General features: G+C 71.2%; 17 protein-coding genes. 4 read left to right on the top strand and 13 right to left on the bottom strand.

The window, feature by feature from the left end; translation table 11 throughout:
* Positions 1-26 precede the first annotated feature (26 nt).
* The 3 genes from WME73_RS17160 to WME73_RS17150 all read right to left on the bottom strand — a co-directional run bounded on the left by WME73_RS17160 (position 27) and on the right by WME73_RS17150 (position 4,683).
* Entirely contained in the window at positions 27-1,937 is a 1,911-nt protein-coding gene (locus tag WME73_RS17160) for a glycoside hydrolase family 2 protein (RefSeq protein ID WP_437916360.1), read from the bottom strand.
* A 256-nt stretch (positions 1,938-2,193) separates the two neighbouring features.
* On the bottom strand, positions 2,194-2,868 hold the full coding sequence (locus WME73_RS17155; protein WP_437746517.1) for a hypothetical protein: 675 nt from the start codon (positions 2,866-2,868) through the stop codon (positions 2,194-2,196).
* Positions 2,869-3,135: 267 nt separating this feature from the next.
* Positions 3,136-4,683: an FAD-dependent oxidoreductase gene (locus WME73_RS17150; protein ID WP_437916359.1), complete on the bottom strand. Its 1,548-nt coding sequence runs from the start codon at positions 4,681-4,683 to the stop codon at positions 3,136-3,138.
* Positions 4,684-4,766: 83 nt separating this feature from the next.
* Between WME73_RS17150 and WME73_RS17145 the strand changes: the two genes are divergently transcribed.
* The gene (locus WME73_RS17145) at positions 4,767-5,420 is read left to right on the top strand and encodes a TetR/AcrR family transcriptional regulator (RefSeq protein WP_437916358.1); all 654 of its coding nucleotides are present in this window, start codon (positions 4,767-4,769) and stop codon (positions 5,418-5,420) included.
* Positions 5,421-5,468: 48 nt separating this feature from the next.
* On the opposite strand, the gene WME73_RS17140 is transcribed toward WME73_RS17145, so the two are convergent.
* The 3 genes from WME73_RS17140 to WME73_RS17130 all read right to left on the bottom strand — a co-directional run bounded on the left by WME73_RS17140 (position 5,469) and on the right by WME73_RS17130 (position 9,054).
* Entirely contained in the window at positions 5,469-5,879 is a 411-nt protein-coding gene (locus WME73_RS17140; RefSeq protein WP_437746514.1) for a VOC family protein, read from the bottom strand.
* A gap of 120 nt (positions 5,880-5,999) precedes the next feature.
* Positions 6,000-7,829: an SDR family oxidoreductase gene (locus WME73_RS17135; protein WP_437916357.1), complete on the bottom strand. Its 1,830-nt coding sequence runs from the start codon at positions 7,827-7,829 to the stop codon at positions 6,000-6,002.
* 52 nt (positions 7,830-7,881) lie between these two features.
* Entirely contained in the window at positions 7,882-9,054 is a 1,173-nt protein-coding gene (locus tag WME73_RS17130; RefSeq protein WP_437916356.1) for a ferritin-like domain-containing protein, read from the bottom strand.
* A 293-nt stretch (positions 9,055-9,347) separates the two neighbouring features.
* Between WME73_RS17130 and WME73_RS17125 the strand changes: the two genes are divergently transcribed.
* A complete protein-coding gene (locus WME73_RS17125) occupies positions 9,348-11,153 on the top strand; it encodes a hypothetical protein (RefSeq protein WP_437916355.1) in 1,806 nt (601 codons plus the stop codon).
* On the top strand, positions 11,150-13,369 hold the full coding sequence (locus WME73_RS17120; RefSeq protein WP_437916354.1) for a hypothetical protein: 2,220 nt from the start codon (positions 11,150-11,152) through the stop codon (positions 13,367-13,369). Before WME73_RS17125 ends, WME73_RS17120 begins: the two co-directional genes overlap by 4 nt.
* Positions 13,370-13,426: 57 nt before the next feature.
* Here the strand turns inward: WME73_RS17120 and WME73_RS17115 are convergent, their stop codons facing one another.
* From WME73_RS17115 to WME73_RS17105, 3 genes are all read right to left on the bottom strand, one after another.
* Positions 13,427-14,002 (bottom strand): c-type cytochrome, encoded by a 576-nt coding sequence (locus WME73_RS17115; RefSeq protein ID WP_437916353.1) that lies wholly within the window; start codon positions 14,000-14,002, stop codon positions 13,427-13,429.
* Positions 14,003-14,091: 89 nt separating this feature from the next.
* Positions 14,092-15,051: a TauD/TfdA dioxygenase family protein gene (locus tag WME73_RS17110; protein WP_437916352.1), complete on the bottom strand. Its 960-nt coding sequence runs from the start codon at positions 15,049-15,051 to the stop codon at positions 14,092-14,094.
* Between the two features lie 83 nt (positions 15,052-15,134).
* On the bottom strand, positions 15,135-15,950 hold the full coding sequence (locus WME73_RS17105) for a class I SAM-dependent methyltransferase (RefSeq protein WP_437746506.1): 816 nt from the start codon (positions 15,948-15,950) through the stop codon (positions 15,135-15,137).
* 671 nt (positions 15,951-16,621) lie between these two features.
* Here WME73_RS17105 and WME73_RS17100 point away from each other — a divergent pair.
* A complete protein-coding gene (locus WME73_RS17100; protein ID WP_437746505.1) occupies positions 16,622-17,794 on the top strand; it encodes a hypothetical protein in 1,173 nt (390 codons plus the stop codon).
* Positions 17,795-18,186: 392 nt separating this feature from the next.
* On the opposite strand, the gene WME73_RS17095 is transcribed toward WME73_RS17100, so the two are convergent.
* The 4 genes from WME73_RS17095 to WME73_RS17080 all read right to left on the bottom strand — a co-directional run bounded on the left by WME73_RS17095 (position 18,187) and on the right by WME73_RS17080 (position 24,388).
* Positions 18,187-19,782 carry a hypothetical protein gene (locus WME73_RS17095; RefSeq protein WP_437916351.1) on the bottom strand — a complete coding sequence of 532 codons (1,596 nt, stop codon included), beginning with the start codon at positions 19,780-19,782 and terminating at the stop codon, positions 18,187-18,189.
* Positions 19,783-20,050: 268 nt separating this feature from the next.
* Positions 20,051-22,084 (bottom strand): rhamnogalacturonan lyase, encoded by a 2,034-nt coding sequence (locus tag WME73_RS17090; RefSeq protein WP_437916350.1) that lies wholly within the window; start codon positions 22,082-22,084, stop codon positions 20,051-20,053.
* Between the two features lie 310 nt (positions 22,085-22,394).
* Positions 22,395-22,730 (bottom strand): 4Fe-4S binding protein, encoded by a 336-nt coding sequence (locus tag WME73_RS17085; protein WP_437746502.1) that lies wholly within the window; start codon positions 22,728-22,730, stop codon positions 22,395-22,397.
* On the bottom strand, positions 22,727-24,388 hold the full coding sequence (locus WME73_RS17080) for an FAD-dependent oxidoreductase (RefSeq protein ID WP_437746501.1): 1,662 nt from the start codon (positions 24,386-24,388) through the stop codon (positions 22,727-22,729). Before WME73_RS17080 ends, WME73_RS17085 begins: the two co-directional genes overlap by 4 nt.
* Positions 24,389-24,709 lie beyond the last annotated feature (321 nt).

The raw sequence follows: 24,709 nt of genomic DNA, 5'->3' as shown, positions 1-24,709 counted from the left end.
CGGTTTGGCGAGGCTCCGTTTGAACATCACTCCTCCCCGGCGATCACCTCGTCCATGATGATGCCTTCTTGGCGCGGGCCGGCGCACTCCGCGAGCTCCATCGGGTCGGGGTGCACCTGCCCGGCGGCCCGGCCGCGCGTGGCGGCGGCGATGGCGTCGATCAGGAATTTCGGCGTCCGATCGGCGTAAAGCAGCCCGTTGGCCTCCTGGTAGGTATCGGTGAGCTGCGTGTAGCAGAAGCCCGCGAGCAGCGGTGTCGCGCGCACCACGGCGAGGAGGCGCTCGTACGCCCGCTCCAGCGCCGCTGGGTTGTCGGCGGAGGTATATCCCCACGTGCCGGGGCGGCGGAGCGCGATACCGCCCATCTCCGAGAGCACGATCGGGTGCTCCAGCTTGCGCGAGTGGCCGTCGAGCACGAGCACGCGGCCGCCCGGACGCTCGCGCCGGAAGAGCCGAGGGCGACACTCGCCGCCGTCGTAGCGCTGGGCGATCCGGGCCGGATCCGGATCGTAGTCATGAATACCGATGATGTCGGTGGCCACGGCCTCCCAGCCGTCGTTGCCGATCACCGGGCGCGTCGGGTCGAGCGTCTTGGTGAGGTGATAGAGCGCCTTGACCCCGTGCCGCTCGCGCGGGCTGTCCGGCAAGTTGGGCACGCCCCAGGACTCGTTGAAGGGCACCCAGGCGATGACGCACGGATGGCTGAAATCGCGGTTGATCGCCTCCGTCCACTCGCGCGTCAGGCGCTCGATCGAGAGGGGCGTGAAGCGATAAGCGCTCGGCATCTCCTCCCACACGAGCAAGCCCAGCCGATCGGCCCAGTAGAGATAGCGCGGATCCTCGATCTTCTGGTGCTTCCGTGCGCCGTTGAACCCCATGGCGCGCGTGAGCTCGATGTCGCGCCGGAGCGCGTCGTCGTCGGGCGCGGTCATCCCGGTCTCGGGCCAGTAGCCCTGATCGAGCACCATCCGGAGCACGAGGGGCCGCCCGTTGAGCACCACGCGGTCGCCCTGCACCGCGATGGATCGGAGCGCGGTGTAGCTGTGCACGCGATCGATCGTCTCGCCGTCGCGGGTGACGAGGTCGATCTCGGCGTCGATGAGCGTGGGTGACTCCGGGCTCCAGAGCAGCTGGTTGCGCGAGTCGTCGATGCCCGGATCGGAGAGCGCGATCCGGCGGTGGACCTCGCCGAGCACGACGGCGTAGCTGTCCTCGGCGAGCAGCGCGCCGTTCGCGGTGAGGCGCAGGCGCAGCCGCAGTCCGTCCCGGCGCTCGCCGCCGATCCGAGCGTAGAAATCGAGCTCCCATCGGTCGAGGCTCGACTGCCAGCGGAGCGCCGCGATCGAGCTCGCGGGCACGCGCTCCATCCACACCGTCTGCCAGATGCCGGTCGTGCGCGGGTACCAGATGGAGTGCGGTTCGATCTGCCAATCCTGCTTGCCGCGCGGCTTGGCGAGGTCGAGCGGATCGTCCTCTGCGCGCACGACGATCTCGACGGCGCGCGCCGAACCGACGAGGTCGGTGATGTCGACGCTGAAGGGGGTGTAGCCGCCGGCATGATGCGCCGCGCGGCTCCCCGCGATCCAGACCGTCGCGTCGTAGTCGACGGCTCCGACTTGCAGCATCAGCCGCTCTCCACCGCGGAGCTCCGGCACCGCGATGGTGCGCCGGTACCAGACGGCGCGGAAGAGGCCGCGCGCACATACGCCGCTCCGCGGGGTCTCCGGCGCGAAGGGGACCTCGATGAAGCTCTCCCAGGCGACGTCGGCGGGCTCCCGGAAGCGCGCCTCGGGATCGAGCGCGAAGCTCCAAGTACCGTTGAGTGATTCCCACCCGGCGCGCCGGAGCTGCGGCCGCGGGTAGCCATGCGCGCGCCCGCCGGCGATGGAGAGGTCTGCTCCGGGGGACGGCTCGGCGGTGACGGACGGGCGGTTCATCCTTCGAGGTGCTTCCTTTGCTGTACGGCGGGGCAGACCTTACAGCGCCTAAGACGTCACGCCATGCCGCCAGCGCGAGTTTTGATCCGCGCGGTGGCGCAGATCTCGCCGACGCACGAATCACCGGACAATAACCGTCTCTCCATGAGTCCGCGAATTCCGGCGTTCCGAGCGGGCCCGGCGGCAAGCGGGCAAGTGGCCTCGAACGGTGGGCTGGATCTGACAGGGAAGCTGCTTGCCGCGAGCTGGTCGAGCCTCACTCGGCGTAGACGGCCACCGTCGCGGTGCACGAGGTGTTGCCGACGCAGCCGGCGCGGAAGGTGTAGTAATCCGAGAGCGCCGCGACGTGCGTCGTCTTCGGCATCTCGGAGCAGCCGATCGTCTCGGCGGAGTCCACGGCGACCTGGACGCCGTTGCGATCGAAGAGGCGGATGTACGACATCCCCGAGCGGCTCGCCCCGTAGAGCACCGCCGCGCAGGTGCCGAAGGAGATCGTCTCTCCGGCGGTGAAGAAGTACGCCTGGTCGACGTAGTTGGTCGTGGCGTAGTTCGTGCTGCTCCTCGAGTACGAGAAGGTGCCTTTGCCGCGCGCGATCGCGACCGTCCCGCTGCACGAGGAGAAGCCGTCACAGCCGGCCCGGATCTGGAAGGGCCAGCCCGTCGACGACGTCGTATAGCGGATCTGCGCCGAGATCGACCCCGAGGGGCCGTCGTTCGCCGAGGCCACCTGCACGGGCGACCCGGAGCTCAGGTCGAAGAGGCGGAGGAACGTGTCGCCCGAGGAGCTGGCGCCGACGATGCCGGTCGTACCGATCATCACGCGCCTGCTCGGGTTGATATCGAGGTTGAAATTGGCCGTGTTCACGGTGGCGTTGTTGGTCGCGCTCCGGCTGAAGGAGAAGACCGATATCGCCTCCTCCGCCTCGCCCACGAAGAGGTGTCGCGTGGCCTGCGCGGTAGCTCGATCGGATTCAGCGTACCGCCAAGCACAGCCGTAGCAAAGCCCTTGCCTGGCACAGAGAGAGCCTTTGCACCCCATTTTTGCGCGGCGCTCGACCCTCGTCGGGGGGACGCGAGGCTCGCGCTGGCGCTCGGACCCGCCAGCAGTGGAGGCTCTTCCCTCCACCCGCCAGCGCGACGAAGGAAGCGCCGACGCGCTGCCCGCCGCGCAAGCCGAACGCGCGGGTGGACAACGCGATCACCCGACCAGCGGGCGAAGGAAGTCTTCGAGCTGCTCGAGCGTGCCGGAGGAAGCGCGCCATCCGATGTAGCCGTCCGGGCGGACCAGCACGAGCGCATCGCCGTCGACGTCGTAGCCGGCGCGCGCGTGCCCGTCCGTGTCGACGAGGGCGCGCCGACCGGCTGGCTCCCCCGGCTGCACCACGGCGCGCGCGTGCACGGCGGGGCCGTACCGGGCATTCACCCGGGCGACCGTGTCCCCGTGGGCCGCGCCGAAGGCGAGCAGCGTGAAGTGCGGGCCACGGAACACATCGAACAGGCGGACGGGCGCGCCCTCGGCGTCATGACAGGGCGCATCGGGCGCTCGGTCCCCGGCGAGGGCGCGCGCCGGCGCGCCGTGATCGCCGCGGGCCTCGTCGCGGGCCAGCGAGCTCCCGCGGTAGCTGATGTCGAGCTGCTGCGTCTCCGGGCCGCGCCGCACCTCGCCCGGGCTTCCCTCCGTGGTCCGGCGATGCAGCCTCGAGGTGAGGCCGAGCATCGCCGCGGCGACGGGAAGCCGCTCCTCCTCGTAGGTGTCGAGCAGCGCCGCGGGCGCTCCCGCCAGCACCTGGCCGAGCTTCCAGCCGAGGTTGTAGGCGTCCTGGATGCCGGTGTTCAGGCCCTGCCCGCCGGCCGCGGGGTGCACGTGCGCGGCGTCGCCGGCCAGGAACACCCGGCCGGCCCGGTACCGGTCCACCATCCGCACGCTGGGCCGGTAGAGCGACAGCCAGCTCGCGTCGTGCAGGCGGACATCCGAGCGCCCCGTCCGCTCGTGGAACAGCCTCTCAACGGCCTCCACCGTCAGCTCGGGCGCCTCGTCGCCGTCGATCGGTATCAGGATCTGGAAGCGCTCGGTGCCGGGCAACGGGCACAGCGCGACCGGGCCGCCGCGCGCTTTCGGCCAGGCGTGCCAGCGCTCGCGGTCCAGCCCGTCGGCGCGGACGTCGCCCACGAGCGCCCGGTCCGCCTCCAGCGTCTCCCCCTGAAAGCCGACGCCGAGCGCGCGCCGCACGAAGCTGCGCCCCCCGTCCGCGCCGACGAGGTAGCCGGCGCGGACCCGCTCCGTCTCGCCCGCCCGGATCAGCGTGGCGGTCACGCCGTCGCCGTCCTGCTCGAAGCCGGTCAGCTCGGTGGCGAGCTCGACACGGACGCCGTGCTCCGCGAGCCGGGCGCGCAGGATCTCCTCCGTCCGCCATTGCCCGAGGAGCAGGATGTTCGGATAGGGCACGTCCGGCGTCGTCGCGCGGCGCTCGAACATGGCCCAGTCGCCCAGCACCGCGCCGCCGTCGTAGGCGCGGATCAGCGGGTAAGGGGCTCCGGCGGCCATCGCCGCGTCGACCACCCCGAGATCGTCGAGGACCTCGAGGGTGCGCGGCTGCACGCCTTTCCCGCGAGAGCCGGCGAAATGGGCTGGTGCCTTGTCGACGATGCGGCACGCCACGCCGCGGCGGGCCAGATCGCACGCGAGGGTCAGGCCGGTGGGCCCCGCCCCCGCGATGAGGACATGCGTGCTCAGCGACGGATTCATTGGCTGTCTCCTGTCAGGTGAAGTCACCCCATCTTGGAAGCTCTCGCTTGCCTCGTCAGCTTGTGTTCTGCCAGCATGGATCCATGCGCAAGCGGGACGCCGCCACGCCGAGGAAACAGCCGACGCAGGACCGGTCGCGCGCCACGGTCGAGGCGCTCCTGCAGGCGACGGCTTACATTCTGGTCCGGGACGGGTACGCGCGGCTGACGACGAACCGCGTGGCCCAGCGGGCCGGGGTGAACGTCGCGTCGCTGTACCAGTTCTTTCCGGGCAAGGAGGCGCTCGTGGCCGAGCTCCACCGCCGGCACATCGAGCAGGGCCGCGCGGCCGCGGCCGCGGTGCTCGCAGCGCATCAGGGGCAGTCGCCCGATCGGGTGGTCCGGACGATCGTGGAGGCCGGCATCGCCGCCCACGCCGTGGAGCCCGAGCTGCACCGCGTGTTCCTGGAGCAGATGCCGCGCATCAAGGCGACCCGGTCCGCGGCGAGCGAGGGCTTCCTGCTCGAGGAGGCAAAGCAGCTCCTCTCGGCGTGGGGTTGCCCGGCGCCGGACGTGGAGCTCGCGTGGTGGATCACGCAGACCGCGGCGCACGCGGTCGTGCATCAGGCGATCGTCGAGCGGCCCGACGACCTGCGCTCCGGCGCGCTGGCCGAGGAGCTCGTGCAGCTGCTCGAGCGCTACCTGCGCGGGAAGCAGACCCCAGGGCCCTGCGCCGGCGCGGGGCGGGAGGACATGTGATCTCGCCGAGGGCGCCGAGGGCGACTGCCCCGCGTAGCCTCCGCGCGCTCAGCCGGGCGAGACCATCTCGTCGTAGCCGCGGCCGCTGAACTGGAGGAGGCAGACGCCGTGGCCGAAGGGATCGGCCAGGCGGAGCATGCGCCCCCACGCGGCCACCTCGATCTCGGCTTCGGGGACCGCGCCTGCCTCCTGCGCGCGGCGCGCGGCGGCCTCGAGGTCGTCGACGACGAAGTCGAGGTGGACCGGCGTCCAGTGGCGCCGGTAATCGCGCGGGGACGCACCGGCGGCAGGCTCGCTGCCGGCCGGCTTCACCAGGAGGTAGATGGGAGCCGCCGCGCCGAGGAGCTCGACCCCGGAAGCACCAAAGCGCCGCCCGACGCGCAACCCGAACGCACGCGTGTAGAACGCGATGGCAGGATCGAGCGCCGGCACATCGATGTTGACGAGCAGGTCGGACATGCGATGAGGATAGCAGCAGGGCACGTCGCGACCCAGCATCCGGTTCACGGCCGCCTCTCGGGTGATCGCCATTCGGGGAGCGCGCCGGCGACCTCGTGAGGGTGTTCCACTCGGATTCGCTCAGAGGGGTGCCTCGTCCAGGGCCGCCTCCGCGATCTCGTCGGAATACAGCTCCGCAAGAGCGGCGAAGCCGGGCTGACACGCATCCATCAACGCGCGTCGCTCTCCGGGCGCGAGCTCGCTGAAGCGCGAGCGCGCCGGACGCACGATGCCCGCCATGCGTTCGATCCAGACGTCATCTACGTCGACGCCGATGAACTCCATCAGGCGAGCGATGGTCGGGCGCGGCGCTCGACCGAAGTCCTCGTAACGAAGCGTCAAGAGCCGCCCGGGCCCGACGCCCGAGAGCTCGTCGAGCCCCGTCACGATCTCGCCGGACCAGTAAAGACCGCACAGCGGCAGCGGCGTCTCGTAGCGCAGGAAGGCCTCGCGATCGAAGCGCTCGGGCAAGAACGGGAGCAGCTCCTCGGGCACGTCGTCCACGTACGCGCGGTCCCTCGATTCCCACGGGTCGACGCCGAGGATCTCGGTCAACTGAACCGCGATCAACGCCATGCGAAACCCGAGGTGACGGCTCATCGAGATGGCGCAGGTGCGGCCGTCGCGCACCAGATGTACGAAACGCGCGTCGGGGAAATTCTTGAGCAGCCGGCGAACCAGCCGCAGCGAGCCCCCGGAACGCTCGACCCACGTTCGCTTGCCGAAGCGGTGAGCGAGAAACCCGAACACCTGCTGATAGTGCTGGCCGACCGCCGCCGCCGGCAGGGTGGCGACGAAGCGCTCGAGGTCGTCGAACAGCGCCTCCGGCTCGTCGCACAGATGCGGAAGCGCGGTCTCCAGGATGGCCGGCACGCCCGGTACGCCGCCGAAAGATGGGAGCGCCGCCGGCCGATACAGCACCTCGTCCATCATGACGTCGTGGCGCCGCATCGTCGCCAGCTTGGGCTGGACGCCCGCGACGATCCGCCAGAGCTCGTCCGCGCCGATCGGATGGTCGGGGAAACACAGGGAGATGCGTCCACCGAGGTCGGTGGCCAGCGAGAAGAACTCGGAGATGCTCAGCAGGTCCGGATGCCGGCGCACGAGGTTCGACAGCATGGTCGACCCACAACGCCCCGTCCCCACGATGAAGAGCGGCCCTGGCGCGCTCATGTCAGCGAGGTTCAGGTCGCCATCCGGGTGGACCCTCATCCGCACGGGGGACCGCGAGAGCAAGCCCTTCTGGGTGCGCTCGATCATCCCGCGGAACTGCACGAGCTGGCGAAAGAAGCCATAACAGCCCGAAAACGAGGTCGCCCCGAGCGTGCGGCTGTGCCCCACCACGATGCTGGGACGAAAGATACGAACGCGCCCGTTCGCCCAGGATGTGACGAGCGTCTCGGCGTCGATCTTGCTTTGCTCGTAGTGGTTGTTGGTCGCGTTGCCGCGGCTCTGCGCCTCGGGGATCGACCCCGTCGCTCGCCCTGCAACGTACGCCGTGCTGATGTAATTGAATGTCCCCGCCCCGAGCTGCCCCGCGAGGGTGAGGACGCGGCGGGTGCCTTCGACGTTGGTCGCCCTGATGACGTCCACGTGACGATTCTCATATTGCAGCGATGCCGCCACATGCCACACCTGCGCGACGCGAGCACCGATCGGCTCGCGGATGCCGCAATCTTGCTCGACGACGTCACCGGCGACGACACGGCACCTGTCGAGCTTCGTGAGCACATCGGTCGCTTCGTAAAGCCTTGCAGCATGGTGGATGGACTGGCGGAACCTCTCGACCGCCCCGGTGTCGCCGGGTCGGACCAGCGCCACGATGTCGTCATCGGTCCGCCGCAGCAGCTCCAGGACGAGCGCGCCGCCGATAAACCCGGTCGCCCCGGTCACGAGATGCGCTTCCTTCATGGCGGACAGGGAGCGTATCGCGTGGCCAAGGCGAGCGGAAGGGCCCCTGCCCTCAAGCCGTCATCGCGCTCTGGGCCACCCCGTCCGGGCGCCCTGCCAGGAGCAACCTCGACGCCGGCCGCACGATCTCCTCGATCGCCCGCGCGGCCGCCTCGCCGCGCGCCGCGGCGCCGAACCGCCCGTGCGCCGCGAGCTGCGCACCTCCCGCGCTGTCGCCTCCCCCGAGCTCCGCGCGCCCGAGCCCCGCGAACACCTCTTCCACCGCCGCGCGCACCCGCTCGCCGCCCGCGCGGATCGCCCACGCCACCGTGCCCCACGCGAGCTCCGCGTGCCGCGCTTCGTCCGCGGCGATGATCGCGAGCGCGCTCCGCACCGCCGGGTCCTCCGCGGCGCCGAGCTCCTCGGCCGCGATCACCGCCGCGATGGTCTCTCCGATGCATCCCTCCTTCGCGGCGCGCGCCGCGATCGACGCGAGATCTGCCTCGACCTCCACCCGCCCGTCGAAGGGAAACGCGCCCGGCGCGATCGCCTCGCCCGCATAGGCGCTCGCGAGGGCAAAGCAGAGGCGCGCGTGGCGGGCCTCGTCGAGCGCCGCGCGGTGCGCCTCCTCCACGAGATCGGCCGGCGCGCCCGCGGCGAGCAGCTCGAGCGCGAAGCGGCCGAACGAGGCCACGGACGCGTGCTCGAAGAGCGCGTCGCGCGTCCACGCCGCGGCCAGCGCCGCCCGCAGATCCGCGCTGAGATGATCGATCCGCGGCGCGACGGCCTCCGCCGCGTCCCACCCGGCGCTGCCGCGGGCGCGGACGAACGGCGCTGTCCGCGCCGCCTCCTCGACGAGGTACGGGCGTCCCTCGCACATCGGGATGAAGTACGCCTCATAGCAGCACTGGCCGCCCTGCAAGGCTCCATCGCTCTTGACGCTGTGCGATCCGAAGCCGGACCGATTGAGGATCTCCTGCGCCTCCGGCCGCGAGGGGCACGCGACAGGCTCGCTCCCGCCGGCACCTCCGCCGCCCCCGGCTCCCCCCTCGCCGCCAGCATCTCCGAGGCCGTCAGCATCGTCCTGCGGCCACGCGAAGCAGGCCACCTTGGAGACGGGCTCGGGATCCTCGGGACAGCTGCTATAGGCAGTGGTGCAGCCGGCGGCGCCCCCCGCGACGGGGAGCGCGAGCAGGGCGAAGAGGCGATGGGCAAGCGTGCGGCGGAAGGCATGTGCGGTGTTCATCGGGCACCTCGTGGATGAAGAGCAGGTCTGGACGCGCGTGCACGACGCATGCCTCCACCGAATTCAGGCCAACTTCGAGCTCCCGCGCCGGCAGAGTATGGTCGGGCAGTCATGGGGGTGGCGGGCCCGAAGGCGGGGCCCCTCCTGAGGCCGGCCCCTCCACTCCTGTTCATGCATCGTCGCCAGACTGGCGGGGAGAGCCGCGGACTCCCGGGCAACCTGGCCAGCTCCCTTCGCGCACGCCACGCTCACGCAGCTTTACGCCCTCTCGCGGATAGGGCACGTCCCTTTCCATGGAGGAGCCTCGAACCCCGACCGACGCGCAGCCCCCCGCCCCCGAGGTCGAACCGCCGGAGTCGCTCGAGGCGCTCGTGCCGAAGCGCAGGCTCTGGCCGGTCTTCGCGGTGCTCGGCCTCGTGATCGCGGCGGCGGGCCTCCTCGCCTTCCGCTCGATGACGGCGACCGATCCGCTGCGCATCCTCGTGGCGATCGATCTCGACGGGTACTGGTGGGAAGGGTCGCAGCCCGCGGCGAGGCTCGCCGACGAGCTCGGCGAGCACCTCGCGGAGCTCGGGTTCGATCCCGTGAAGGGCGGCGACCCGAAGGTGATGAAGGCGCTCGAGAGCGCGAAGGACCCGAAGGAGGCCGCGAAGGCGCTCGGCGCCGGCTTCATCATCGAGGCGCGCCTCGCGCCCGAGATCGTGGAGCACCCGATCAAGGAGGGTTACTTCGAGCTCCGGGTCGACGCGCCGGTGACGCTCACGTTCCTCGACAAGGGCACATCGACCGAGGGGCGGATCCGCGGCTACTCCGGGGCGACGAAGAAGGACCGCGCGATGGCGCTGCTCGCGAACTCCATGGCCTCTCAGGCGCTCGACGCGGTGATCGCGCAGCTCATGGACCACCCCTCGGTGCGCGAGATCACGGAGGGATCGGACATCAAGCTGCTGGAGCGGCTGGCGTCGGCGCGCAGGTTCGTGAAGGACCGCGCCGCGAACCTCGACCGGGCCGCCGGCGCGTACGCCGCCCGCGCGAAGGAGATCGAGGCCGAGGAGCAGGGGCGCGTGACGTTCCTGTCGCCCCAGGCGGCGGAGGACCTGCTCGTGGGCACGGCCGAGGGCGGCTATTTCGTCAAGACGGCCGATGTCTCGGTGTTCCACTCGGTGAGGTCCAGGGACCTCGCCCGCAGCGAGGCGCTGGAGACGGTCGAGTGGCGGCCGCTCGATCGGCCGTCCGTCCCGACGACGGATCCCGGCGCGGTCAAGCCGATGTGGAGGGGGTATCACGTGTACTCGTATCCGTCGTCGCAGCGTGACGGCGACCGGGTCGCGCTGGTGGAGGACTTCGTCGGCTGGGCGAAGACGATCACGGTCGTCGACCGATCCGGGCAGAGCAAGCGCGTGCGCGTCGACCCGGAGCACCGCTTCGTCGACCCGAAGCTCGCCCCCGGCGGCAGGTTTGTGGCGGTCTACGATCGCCCGGAGGCGGGCGCGCAGGCCGATCTGATGGTGCTCGACACCGACGGCGGCAAGGAGGTGTTCGGCCTCCACACCGAGAATGAGTCGCTCGGCGGGTTCGCGTGGCTCGACGAGACGAGGCTCGCGTTCGTCTACGTGCCCGACGCGTCGGAGGGCGACGCGCCGCACCTCGCGGTGGTCGACGTGGGCAAGCAGCCGCTGTCGATCGAGCGCCCGTTCCGCGCGAAGCCCGGGGAGGATCTGCGCAACCCGGCGGCGTCGAGCGACGGGACGAAGATCGTGTGCGTCGTCGACGGCGCCGAGCCGGGGATCGCGGTCATCGACACGGCGACGTGGCGCCGGAAGGTGTACGCGGCCCCGGGCGGGGCTTCGTGGCCCGCGTTCTCGCCCGACGCCGCGCGCGTCGCGTTCGAGACGCGGGGCGCGGGCGGTACGGACATCGCGGTGCTGGCGCTCTCCACGGGCGAGATCAAGAAGCTGACGGTGGGCTCCGCGACGGAGCGGGTGCCGCGGTTCTCCGCCGATGGGAAGCGCGTGCTGTTCGAGGTGCGGTACCGCGACCCGGTTTTCCCGCAGAAGCGGTCGATCTCGCGCATCGCGAGCGCGGCGGTCGAGCCGTGAGCGCGCCCCTCCTCCCTCCGCAGCACGGCGCCTGCGCCCCGCAGAACGCCGGCGCCCCGCCGCCGGACGCCGCCGCTCCTCCCGGCGAGGAGAGCGCCGCGACCGCGATGTTCTACCGCATGTCGGCCGAGCGCCTCCGCGCGCGCTGCCTGTGGAGCGGCCTCGCGCTCGCGCTGTCGGCGCTGGTGCCGTACGAGGTCGCCTACGGCCACGGGATCTTCGTGTGGAGCGTGCTCCCCGAGCTCGCGCCCGCCGCCCAGGTCGCCGCGCTCGCGCCCGCGATCGCGGGCCTGTGGCTGCTCTTCCTCGGCGCGCGCACCGCGCGGCGCGCGGGCCTGCTCGTCGAGCGGCCGACGTCGCGCGCCATCGCCGTGCTCGCCGCGTTCGTGGCCGTGAACGTCGCCGTGTGGATCGGCCGCCGGAGCTCGGCGTGGGACATGCTGCCGCTGCCGGACAGCCTGGTGACGCGGCCGGCCCCGTTCCTCGCGGTCTTCGCGTTCACCGCGGCGGGCGTGGTGCTGCGCTTCCACGCGCGGACGCGCAGGGGCGGCAGCGCGCTGCTCATCGCGTCGCTCGCCGCGGCGCTCGTCTTCTACTTCTGGCCGTCCCGCGGCGAGATCCCCGCGCAGACGATCGCGCGCGCGGCCGTGCTCGTCGCGACGCTGCCCGACGCCCGCTTCCAGCTCGGCTACGGCATGGTCCTGCTCTTCGTGCTCGGCCCGCTCGCGATCGCCCTGCTGGGCCTCGCGTACGCGCGCAGCGTGCCCCGGCGCGAGCACCCGGGCCTCGCGATCGCGGCCGTGTGGGCGATGCCCGGCCTCATGCTGCTCTTCGTGTACCGCGCGTTCCTCTCGGGCGGCTGGGGCGTCGAGGCGGGCACCGTCGCCTTCTTCGCGCTCCTGCTCGCCGCGGTCGTGGCGGCGCTCGCCTCCGCGATCGAGGTGCTCGCGCTCGGCGTGATGGTGCCCGAAGCCGAGCTGGAGCCAGGCATCGGGGCCAGCGCGGGCGGCGCCCGGCCGATCGTGGCGGCAGGCGCGGCCGCGGCCTCGGTCGCCGCGCTGCTGGGCGCGCTGCTCGTGCTCGGCCGCCCCGCGCCGAAGGGCGTCGACTGGAGGCTCGGCGCGCCCACGGCCGAATGGGACCGGGTGTACGGCGAGCTCTTGCCGAGCTGGGAGCGCGCGCGCATCGCCCGCGACGCGCACGCGCGCAGCGGACGCGCGCAGGGCACGGGCGCGGAGGCGCAGGTGCTGACCAGGGCGCGCAGCCGCGAGATGCTCGCGGTCGCCAGGGCGCAGCCCGACGGCGAGGACGTCGCCGCGGCGCTCGCGACGCTGGCCGCTCAGGTGGACGATCTCGAGCTCTCCGGCCGCGCGTTCGGCCGGCTCGTCGCCGAGGCCAACGACGCAGCGCGACGCGCCGGGCTCGGGTACTACCTCGACGCGGCCGTCAATCTCAGTGTCTCGGCCGACGGCGCCACGCGCCGCTTCTACACCACGCCTTACCGGGTCAGGGAGGTCCACGCCTACCGCGTCGGCGACGACCGCTTCGCGACGCTCCTCGTGGAGCCGATGACGGGCGAGCGCCGTGTCCACCTCGGCTTCTCGCGCGACCAGGATCCCTTCGCGCTCGTCCTCGGCTCCGAGGTCCGGTCCTATGCCGAGCGGTTCGATCAGGAGGGCGCGACGTGCCACGCGGCGGCGGACGGCGCTCACGCCGGCGCCCTCGCGCGCTGCGACGCCGCGCTGGCGAAGCTGCGCGAGCGCCTGGGCTCCACGCTCGAGCGGGCCGTGCTCGCCGGCACCGAGCGGCACGAGCTCCAGCACCAGATCGACGGCCCTCACCTGCCCCTCTCGCCCGCGGTGACCGAGCTGCTCGCCGGCTTCTCCGACGAGGCGCAGGACCGCGTGAGCCGCGAGCTCTCCGCGTACATCGCCGAGATGACGGCCGGCGACGCGCCGCCGCAGCTCACGCTCGTGCACCTGTTCCCCTTCGGCGTCGTGGCCCGCGGCGGCGCCGAGCGCCGGGTGGCCACGCTCGTCCTCGAGACGCTCTCCGGGAAGAAGCTGCGCTTCGGCGCGCGGGAGGTCGACCCAGACACGTACGCGCAGGCCTTCGAGGAGCAGGTCAGCCGCGGCGACGACGAGCTGCGCGAGGCCGCGCGGCGGGGCTACCGCGAGCACTTCGGGGTGGATCTGCAGGAGCCCGTGCGGGAGTGACCGCCCCTCTCGCCTGGAAGCGCCGCCGCGGCAGCCAGCCCCGCTCGCCTGTGCGCCTCAGGGCAGGACGCGCGTCCCCCGCGCCGCCGACAGCGCCGCGCCGCCGGCCCACGGCTCCATCCGGTCTCCCAGCGAGGCGCGCACCTTCGCGACCTCGTCCCGCGTGATGGCGGGCGCGCTGTTCCCCCAGCTCGACCGGACATAGGTGAGCACCAGCGCGACGTCCTCGTCCGACAGCGTGACGCCGAGGTTGGGCATCACGTCGTTGTAGAGCGCGCCGTTCACCTCCATCGGGCCGGCGGCGCCGAGCAGCGTGATCCGGATCGGCGTCTCCTTGTCCTCGAGCAGCCATGAGGAGCCGGTGAGGGGCGGATAGCGGCCCGGCTTCCCCTCCCCCCTGGCCTGGTGACAGTTGGCGCACGAGCGATAATAGATCTTGCCGCCCTGCGCGAGGTCCTCGGCCGGGACGCCGGAGGCCGCCACGCCGCCCGTCGGCGTCCGGGCGTCCAGCTTCCGGAGGACCATCCACGGCAGCGCGAGCACGCCGAAGGCCACGATCAGCATGATCACCACGACGTGCGCCGTGCTCTGCGCTCCGTCTCGAGCGTCGTCGCGCTTGCTTGTTGGACCCACGGGGTGCTCCTCCGCCGCAGGTGAAGCGCACACGTCCGCGGCCGTCAAGGATCCCCTGACGCCCGCGGACGCGCCTCGGCTCGACGCGACTACGCGGTCGCCGCGGCCACGGCGACCGCGGCGCTCTCGCTCCTCGCGGCGGCGGCGCGCGGCGCCTTCTTGCGGGTGACGCTGCGCCGGCCATCGATGCTGACGGGCGCGTCCCCGTCCACCGTCACGCGGCGCACCACGCGGACCTGATCGCCGTAGTCGTTGATCGCGTAGTGCTGCGTGGCGCGGTTGTCCCAGACCGCCACGTCGCCCGCGGCCCAGCGCCACCGGACGGTGTTCTCGAGGCGCGTGACGTGCTCCTGGAGCACCTGGAAGAGGTGCGTCGAGTCGTGGGACGAGACGCCGAGCAGCCGCTTGACGAAGTGGCCGAGCACGAGCGACCGCTCCCCGGTCTCCGGGTGGACGCGCACGACGGGGTGCTCGGTCTCGTACACGGTCGACGTGAACACCTCCTGATAGCGCCGCACGTCGTCCGCCGACGAGCTCGGCTTCCGCGCCTGGTAGTCGTACTCGTTGCTGTGGACCGCCCACAGCGTGTCCGCGAGCGCGCGCAGCGCGGGCGGCAGATCCTGGTACGCGGCGACCGTGTTGGCCCAGACGGTGTCGCCACCGTACGCCGGGATCACGAGCGCCCGGAGGATCGAGGCCCTCGGGTAGGCGTCCACGAACGTGACGTCGGTATGCCAGGAGTTCGCGCGCCCGCCCTCCCGCGAGTCGAGCTCATGGATGGTTTCGGTGCCATTGACCACGGGCACCGTCGGGTGCGCGACGGGCTTGGCGCCGAACAGCGTGGCGAGCGCCTCCTGCGAGCCGTCGTCGAGGTGGTGCTGGCCCCTGAAGAAGATGACCTTGTATCGCAGCCAGGCTTTCCGGATCTCGCTCACGGTGGCGGCGTCGAGATCGCCGCTGAGGCGCACGCCGCGCACCTCCGCGCCGATCCGGCCAGCGACGGGGACGATCTCGAGGACGTTGTTGCTCTGGTTCTGTGTAGCGCTCATGCGGAGTTCTCCTCGTGGCAGAGAGAGCGAAAAGGGTGCTGGGATGGCGTCGCAGTGCGGTGGTCGGCCATCGACCTGTCAGCTCAGTGCGACGCCGGTTTGTGTGCGATGGCGAAGAGCCGCTTCCCCTCGAGCCGGATGCCCTCGGGCGTCCGGAAGGCCTCGAGCTCGCGCTGGATGTCCTCGATGGCCTGGCTGCGCAGCGACTCGGGCAGGTGGCCGAGGAAGTTGCCGAACGAGCTTGCCTGCGAGAAGGCGATGGCGGCGCGCCCGTCCGGCTGATGGTGCACGTTCTCCTGGGCCTCGATCTTCTGCACGGTGAAGCCGGCGCCCCCGAGCAGCCCGGCGAGCTCCACGGCGGTGACCCAGTGGGGCGTCCCATCCCGGGACTCCGGATAACGCGCGTAGGGCTCGCGCGAGAGCACCTCCCGCTTGATGGCCTGCAGGCGGTTCGGGTGATCCTTCGCGCCCGTGGTGAGCCCGATCCGGCCCCCCGGCTTGAGCAGGCGGTGGATCTGCCGCAGCGGCTCGGTCTTCTCGGGGAGCCAGTGAAAGACGGCGTTGAGGTACACGACATCGAAGCTGCCGGAGGGGAGCCCGTCGAGCGCGTAGGCGTTGCCGACCTGGAAGGAGAGGTTCGCCTTCGCCTTCTGCTGGGCGATCTCCACGCGCAGCGGCAGCGGGTCGATCCCGAGCACCTTCCCGGTCGGCCCGACGAGGCCGGCCACGTGCTCTGCGAGAAGCCCGGTGCCGCTGCCGACGTCGAGCACGTGATCGCCGGGGCGGACGCCGAGCTCGGCGATCAGCCGCTTTCCATGGCGGAACTGCCGATCGGCGCTGCGCACCTCGTAGTCCTGCGCGAGCTGGGGCGTATCGAAGACGAGACTGAGACCACTCATGCGACGGCTCCGTAAAAAGGTTGTTCTCGGGCGCGCTCGGCGGGGTGACGGCCCGGGCGGCGCGCCGCCGCGGGCCCGGGCGGCGCGCCGCCGCGCCCTCCGTGCCGGGTCGCTGCTCCGACGCGCGTCGTCGTCGGCGCCGGCGTCGGCGTCGGCGTCGGCGTCGGCGTCGGCGTCGGCGTCGGCGTCGGCGTCGGCGTCGCACGCGCCGTGCCAGGCATTTCCACGCGTTTCGGCCGGACTTCGCGCGCCAGGTGCTGCGTCACGAGCACGCGGTCAGCAGCGCCTGCTGCCGAGGCCGCACCGCGCCCGCCGCGACCGCGCGAGCATGGCGCCAGAGCGGCGCAGGAGCGCGGCGGACAGGCCATGCCGGGTGTCCAAGCCGTGAACGATCCGGCGCTGGACGCGCGGTGTACAGCAAGAGTGGACCATTCGATAGGTTCACCTCTTTCAGAAGGCGCCCTGCCCTCATCGGGCTCTGTCGCCTCCACCGCTTCTGTCCGGCCGATCGTCGATTGATCGACGTTCACATCCCTGCGAAGGCAGACGACCGGTGACCGGATGAAGCGCGCGGCGCGGGGGCGATGCGCGATGCGGCATGGCGAAGGCGTGACTCCAGGCTCCCAAGCGCTCCTCTCCTGTGGCAGACTGCGCGCATGCTTTTTCATGTCGTGAGGAACGGTTCACTCGTCGGCGCGCTGCTGCTCGCGGCGGGATGCAGCTCGGGCGGCGGGCAGGCGCAGCCCGAGGGCGAAGGGGGGTCGGGCGCCACGGTGGGCAGCGGCGGATCGGGCGCGCAAACGAGCGGCGCAGGTGGCGCCGGGGGCGCGAGCTGCGCGGAGTTCGCGATGCCCACCGACGTGGACTGCGCTGCGCCGCTCGACGGCGTGCTGCCGGTGGACCTGCGCTGTACGGGGCTCTACGGGAACTTCGACCAGCGCGAGCTCGCGTGCGGTGTGCTCGAGTACAAGCCTGCCGTGGAGCTCTGGAGCGACGGCGCCGAGAAGCGGCGCTTCGTGTCGATTCCGAAAGGGCAGCAGGTGGACACGAGCAATCCGGACGCGTTCATCTACCCCGAGGGGACGCAGTTCTGGAAGGAGTTCAGCGTGACGGGCGCGGGCGGCGCGCAGCGCCTCGCGGAGACTCGCCTCCTGCGCAAGACGGCCGCCGGCTGGGTCTACACGAGCTATGTGTGGTCCGAGGACGAGAAGCAGGCGATCCAGATGCAGAACGACTTCGGCGTGACCGATCTCTACGGCACTGGCCACACGGTGCCGAACCGCGATCAGTGCAAGGAGTGCCACGTCGGACGCGTCGATTACGTCCTCGGCTGGGACGCGCTGATGCTCGGCTCTGGCGCCCAGGGGATCTCGGCCGAGACGCTGGTCGAGCTCGGCGTGATCGCGGACGCGAGCCATCTCGCCCTCACGATTCCTGGCAACGAGGTGGAGCGCCAGGCGCTCGGCTACCTACACGCCAACTGCGGCGTGAGCTGTCACAACGACCTGCCCGATGCGGCGGCCCACGATACCGGCCTGTACCTGCGGCTCGAGGCGAGCGAGCTCGGCGATGTGATGGCCACGGACGCCGCCCGGACGGCCATCAACAAGCGCCCCGCGGAAAACGCGAAGTACGAGGGCCTCACGAACCCCGACCCGGCCAACTGGTACGACATCCGGCCGGGGGACCCGTCGCGCAGCTTGCTTGTCGCCCGCCAGGTGCTCCGCGGCTTCGAAGGGCAGATGCCGCGCATCGGGACGCACAAGGTCGACGAGACGGGCGTGGAGGTGGTCTCGCGCTGGATCCAGGAGATGAAGGAGACCTACCCGCCGCCTGGACCCTAGTACGGCCTCGCCCAGGTCAGTCTCCGGTTGCGTGCAAGGTAGTGCCGAGCTGCCCGGCCCCGTGGAGCGCGCCTCATCGGCGTTAACCAAGCTCGTTCGGTCACGCTCAGGGCACGAAGCCCGCCCCCCTCCACCCTCGGTCACCGGCGTGAACGTTTACGTGAACGTAAACGTTAGGATGTAGGAGAACGCGGCGCGAAGCGTGGTTAACGCCTATGCCACGGGGCGAGCAACGGGAACGATGTGCGGGATGCCAGGAGGGAGGCGGAGCGCCCTGGGCACTTCTGACGCCTGAGGGTGCGTGGCGGAGGGCGCTGATGGCGCCCCCCCGAGCCCCGAATGTCGTGAGGCCGGCAGCTCGGATTCCCGCCGACCTCAAGCGTTCGCCAGGATCAGGTCGGTCCCGGGGCGCCGTCCGCGATCCATTTACGCAAGATCTCGAGCTGCGCCGGGCTGACCGTCGGCCCCCCCGTGCTGGGCGGCATCACGCCCGAGATGCACTGCGCCGTGGAGGACTGCTGGCAACCCGCGGCTTCCGCCTTGCCGGCGGCCTTGAGGTAGAGCCAGCTGTGGTCGGGGTCGCCCGGGACGACGAGCTTGAACTGGCCACCGCCGCGGGAGGCGACGTTGACCAGACCGTCGACGATCTCCTTGGAGCTGAGGCGGCCACCGAGCGACAGCCCCGCGTTGGGGCCCGACTCGGCGTGGCAGCCGCTGCACAGGTTCGTCGCGCTCTCGAAGATGGGCCGCACCTTCTCGTGGAAAACCCCTGACTCCACCGGCAAAGGCGCATTGGGATCCCTGACATCCTCAGGGTCCAGGTTCTCCTTGATGATCTTGATCTCGGTATCCATCTCGCGGCACTGCGCGACGAGATCGTCCTTCAGCTTCTGATCGGTCGGCAACATCCCCTTGGCGCGCCGGTACTTCTCCCACACGTTGTCGATCCAGCCGTGGAGCTTCCAGAACATGTAGTTGTCGATGTTCGCGTTGGTGTTGTTCACGCCGTGCGTCGTGTTGCCCGGCCGCGCCCACTTGGCGTGCAGCACGAAGTGGAGACCCACCCACGGCATGTTGGTCGCCCCCGCCAGCTTCTGCCCCACGTTGCACTGAAGCCAGAAGCCGAGCTCGCCTTCGTCCTTGAACCTCGCGAGGTTCTCGGGCTTGTCGATCTCATCGCCGATTTTCCCGGCTTCGAGGGCGGCCGCGTCCCAGTTCTTCCACGCGGAGCGCCACTGGGACGGCACATCTTCCGCCTTGGTCGGGAACTTGGTGAAGCCCGTGAACTGCTCTTTATGATTGGGCCAGAGCTGCTGCAGCGCCTGGATCATGTGGCGGTGGAACACAAGGAACTGATAGCCGTCGCCGGCGCTCTGACAGTTCTGATCCTGCGGGACCAGCTGCTTGAACTTGCAGATGCCCACCTTGCTCCCGGCGCCCCCGAAGTTGCAGGCGCGGATCGCGTGCCACTCGACGTGAGCGTCCTGCCACCTGTTTTCATACATCCAGTCCAGGACCTGGGGCTGCACCGTCGTATCGACGATGTCCGGACTGTTGTTGCCGGGCGGAAAGAACTCCGCCGGGCCGTCCTTCATGTTGGGATCCGAGTCGCTCGGGTGGGGCATGTACCCGCTCACGCAGTGGTCGTACGCAGGATGGTCGTCCGGACCGCCGCCGACACCGGCACCTCCTGTGCCCGCGCCCGAGCCCGAATCCGCGCCCGTGCTCGCCTGCGAGCCCGCACCGGTGCCCGTGCCCGCGCCCGTGCCCGAGCCTGAGTTCACGCTCGATTGCGAGCCCGCGCCACCCGTCCCGCCCGTCGCGTCGGGTCCTCCCGCGCCGCCCTCCGACGCGCCGCTCAACGAGTTGCCATCGTCACCGGCGCACGCGCTGAGCAACAACGCGGCCAGCGCGGCGAGCGTGGCCAGGCCCCGCCGGGATGTACGGAGGTCGGTTGCAGAACCCTGGTGCAGGTCGATATATCGCATGTCGCTCTCTCAGGCTCTCAGGCCGTTAGGCTCAGTCCGTCAGGCGCAACCCGCCTCACCTCGGGCAGGTAACACCACTCTACCAGCGCCACGCGAACTTCGTCAACGGTGTTAACGAATGTACTGTACTCGTGTATTTATAAACCTTGTGAACGCTCACAGGCAGGCTGTGCAGTGAGGGCGGCCGATTCGACGCGTGGTGACTCGGTGGCCAGGCCATCGGCTTCAGATGTCGAGTCGAGCGAGGCGACTCGCTAGCGCCGGTGTCTCAGCGGACGTGGATATCCGGCTTCGGCGCCGCAGCCATCCCCTCCCCGATATGGAAGCTCGGGTGAGGCGGCTGGTTGTAGGCGCCGTTTTGCCACGAGATGGCAACGCGGTACTGCGGATCGTGCATCAAGGTGTAGATCCGGTTCGTCGCGACCTGGTTCGTGGTGAAGATGCGGATGGAATCGCCGCAGCGGAAGATCACCTCTTCACGCCAGTCGCCCAGGATATCGGCGCTGAGCGTCGGCGAGCTCTTCGTGCCGTTGTTCGAGGCACACCCGGCGGCCGTGAAGTTCCCCCCTTGGCCGTCGGCCTGGCGGATGCCGTTGCCGTCGAGGAGCTCCCGGCTCGGGTCCGCGTCCCACCAGATGAGGAAGTTGCTCGACGCAGGGCGGCTCCCGACGCCATCGCCGTCCGAGCCGCGCAGCAGCTCGCTGTTGTTGACCCACGCCTCGCTGCCAGGGCTGCGCGGATCGACATCCGCCGCCACGCCCCGGCCAGGGCCCTCCTCGCCGCCGTTGCCTGGCCCCTTCCAGACGACCTCGCACGTGCGGGCGTCGCGCATGGCGTAGGCGGGCGACTCGCTGCCCTCGTACGGCTGGAACACCTCGAGACCAGGGCGCGACGGGATGTGATCCGTGACGTGCAGCGCGTCGCCGTGAGCGTAGTAGTCCACCGCGCAGAGGCCCGTGCCGTCGTTGTCGAACGTGGCGCCCCCGTTGATGATCTCCTGCTGCGGGTCGTCGTCCACGTTCGCGACGCTGATGGAGTGGCAGCCCTTGCCGCCGAACGCCTCGTTGGCGCGGCTAGAGCTGGAGTCGAACGTCCAGAGGCTCGAGAGCGCGCCGTCGCGGTAGTTCCAGGCCGAGAGCGTCGTGCGCGCGTAATAGCCGCGCCCGAATACAACGCTCGGGCGCCCCGTGTCGTCGAGGAACGCGATGGTGCCGACGAAGCGGTCGACGCGGTTGCCGTAGCACTCGTTGTTGCCCCAGCTGCACGGGTCGCCGCGCCCGACCTTGAACTCGGTCGTTGCGAGCTCTGCGCCGGTGTCGCCGGCGAACACGGTGAGGTACTCCGGGCCGGTGAGGATATAGCCGTCGTTGTTGCGGTAATCCTTGGAATCGTCATCGCCGGCCGCGGGCCCCTTGCTCAGGTACTCGCCCCTCCCATCGCGCGTCCCCGGCGCCGTCTTGACGGCCACCTCCGCCTTTCCGTCGCCGTCGAGATCGTACACGAGGAACGGCGAGTAGTGCGCTCCGGCCCGGATGTTCACGCCGAGATCGATGCGCCAGAGCCGTTTGCCGTCGAGCGAGTAAGCGTCGAGGTAGGTCTTGCCGGTGCGGCCGGCCTTCGAGTTGTCCTGGAGGTTCGACGGATCCCACTTGAGGATGATCTCGTAACGCCCGTCGCCGTCCACGTCTCCCACGCTGCCATCGCCGCTCGAGTACGTGTAGCCGTCCCCTGCGGGCGGCGGTGTCGTCGGGATGGACAGGGTTCCATCCTTCCACACGGGCGCGGACTCCGACTCGCCTTGCTCGACGCCGCCGATGACGGCGCGCACGGTGTAGACCGAGCTCGGAGAGCCGTCGCGGTCCACGAGGTTCGTGGAGTCCGCGAGCGGCGCGGCGTTGACCTTGGCGCCGTCGCGGTAGACGTTGAACGCGATGTCGTCGGGGTCGTAGCCGAACAGGCGAAAGCCCACGTACGTGCCGCCGTCCGTGGGCACGGCCACGACACCGCGGTCGAGGTCTTCCATCTGCGCGAACCCCGTCGGCCCGCCGGCGCCCGCGCCGCCGCCCGAGCCGCCGCTGCCGGTCGCGGCGCTGGTCGCAGCGCCGCCGCTGCCGGACGCAGCGCTGGTGCCCGCGCCGCTGCCGCTACCGCTACCGCTGGACGCCGCGCCGGTCGCGCCGCCGCCCGTCCCGGCGCCCTCCCCGCCGGCGCCGTCCGAGCCGGTTCCGGGTTCACCGCTCGATCCGCATGCCAGGTGAGCGGCGGCGAGCGAAAAGCAAATCAAGAAAATAGGTCGTCTCATGCATACCTCGCGCGGCCCCTCATCGTCCGGTCGGCGCCTCGCCTCCCGGCCGCGAGCGGAATGGTGGCCTCGTTTCTCACCCAGGTTGTGAGAGCAGGACGAAGTCAGTCACAAGAATTGCACGGGACGCACGATTTCTCGGGCATTGAAAATTTACCGCCCCGCACCTGAGGACAACGGGCTCGACTGGCCCGAGCCCCATCAGGGCAGCAGGAGCTCGCGCTCAAAACGGCTCGTCGCGAGACCTGTCGTGGCGGGGATGGGGATGGCGCTGCTGCCGTAAAGGTGCGCGGAGGCGCTCGCGGCGCCCCTAGCCCTGCCGAGCGACCGTGAGGACGCGGAACGTCTGGTCGGCGGCGGCGCCCGGCTTGCGCCGGGTGCCCCACCCCACCGCGGCCCGGTAGCTCCCGAGCAGCCCGGACGCCTCGAGCCGTCCCTCGTCCACGGCGACCGGCCGCTCCGCCTCCGGGGCCACGTAGAGCGCGTCCACCGGGCAGTAGGCCTCGCACATGAAGCACGTCTGGCAGTCGCCCTGCCGGGCGATGACCGGCGCGCCGCCCGGGACGCGCTCGAACACGTCGGTAGGGCAGACCTCGACGCAGAGATCGCACCCGATGCACCGGGCATCGCTGACGAGCTCGATCATGGCGCCTGCGCCTCCGCCGCGGCCGCGCCGATCGACGCCGGCGCGGCGGACTCGGGGCGCACCCACACGTGGTCCAGACCGCCGGTGATCAGCCGCCGCTGCTGCGCCGGATCGAGCCCGGGATGGTCCGTGTGTTTGTGCATGCCGCGCGTCTCGGTGCGCGCGCGCGCCGCGTTGAACATCCAGCGCGCGGTGGCCACCATCGCGGCGCTCTCCCGCGCCCGCACGGCCCCGCGCACCGCCGCCCCGGGCGAGGCCTGCCGCACCTCCCGCCACAGCCCATCGAGCCTGTCGAGCGAGGCCGCGAGCCCCCGCGCGGTGCGGAAGAGGTTCTTGTCGTACGGGAACACCTCGTCTTGCACCGACCGGATCACCCCCTCCGCGTCGAGCGGCCTCGTCCCGCCCGCCGCCGGGAGCGCGGCGCGGCCGGCCCCCTCGACGACCCGCCGCCCGGCGCGCGGGCCGACGCTGCGCGCGAACAGGGCTGCTCCCTCGCCGGCCCACTGGCCCGAGGAGATGGCCCACGCGGCGTTGTGGCTGCCGCCGCCCGTGAATCCGCCGCAGATGAGCTCTCGTGTCGCGGCGTCTCCGGCGGCGTAGAGCCCCGGCGCCGATGTGGCGCAGCCGTGACTGGTGATGCGGATCCCGCCCGTGCCGCGCACGGTGCCCTCGAGCCGCAGCGTGACGGGGAACCGCTGCCGGAAGGGATCGATGCCGGCGCGATCGAAGGGAAGGAAGAAGTTCGGCTGGGCCGTGCGCATCCACGCCTGGAGCGCCTCATCGGCCTTGTCGAGCCGGGCGTAGACCGGCTGCGTGAGGAGGGTCTCCGCGATCACGGACCGGCCGCGCCGCGAGCCGGCCCCCTCGATGACGCGCCCGTCCTCGTAATAGAACGTCGCCCAGTTGTAGAAGAGGGTCTTGGTGACCGACGCGAAGGCCGGGGCGATCGCGTAGGCGTTGGAGAACTCCATCCCTGACATGTCGGCGCCCGCCTCGGCGGCCATCAGCCCTCCGTCGCCGGTGAGGACGTTGGTGCCGAGCGCCTTGCTCAGGAAGGCGCAGCCGCCGGTGGCGATGACCACGGCCCCGGCCCTCACCACCCACCTGTGCCCGAGCTGCCGGCAGATGCCGGCCGCCCCGGCGACCACGCCGCTCGCGTCGACGAGGAGCTCGATCGCGGGGCTGTGATCGAGGATGCGGACGCCCGCGAGCTTCACCCGCTTGCGCATGAGGCGCATGTACTCGGGGCCTTGCAGGCTGCGGCGGACGGGCTGCCCGCTGTCGTCGACAGGAAACGGATAACCCCAGGTCGCGAGGTCGTTCACGCTGGCCCACGTCTTGTCGAGCACGCGGTCCATCCAGCCGCGGTCCGCCAGGAAGCCGCCCAGCCCCTCTCGGCTGGCCTTGGCCGCCTCGCGCATCTCGGGGACCGGGGGCACGTACCACACGCCGACCCCCGAAGGCGCCGTGGCGCCGCTGCTGCCGCAATACCCCTTGTCCGCGAGCACGACGCGCGCGCCCTTCGCCGCCGCGGCGAGCGCGGCCCAGGTCCCGGCGGGCCCGCCGCCCAGCACCAGGACGTCGGCCTCCAGCGCCAGCGTGTCGCTCCCGTCGAGGACGCGTCCGACCTCGCCCTCAGGCTCCAGTTCCTCGCTCATGATGGGAAGGCTCCCTTGTTCAGGCCAGCTGCCTTGTCCGCCCCTCTTCACTTCACTGCGATTGCAGCCGACATGCCATGGCCCGTTTCCCTGCGTCGAGCCGGCGGGCGGTGCCCTCGTTGCTGGCGAGGCACCAGGGCCTGCTGCCCCGGTGCTGCTCCGGGCGCACCTCCGCGGGCCCCGCGCGCGCCTCCGGGCGCACCTCCGCGGCCCCGCGCGCGCCTCGACCCCTGGGCCGCGGCTACTGCAGCCGGAAACCCATCGCCAGGAGCGCCGCCAGAAAGAGCAAAACCGCTGTGTTCGCCGGGTGAGAGGAGACCC

Source organism: Sorangium sp. So ce302, from assembly GCF_051530145.1.
Lineage (GTDB): Bacteria > Myxococcota_A > Polyangia > Polyangiales > Polyangiaceae > Sorangium > Sorangium cellulosum_B.
Note: the sequence above shows the minus strand (reverse complement) of the source record. Positions and strands in the feature narration are given on the sequence as shown.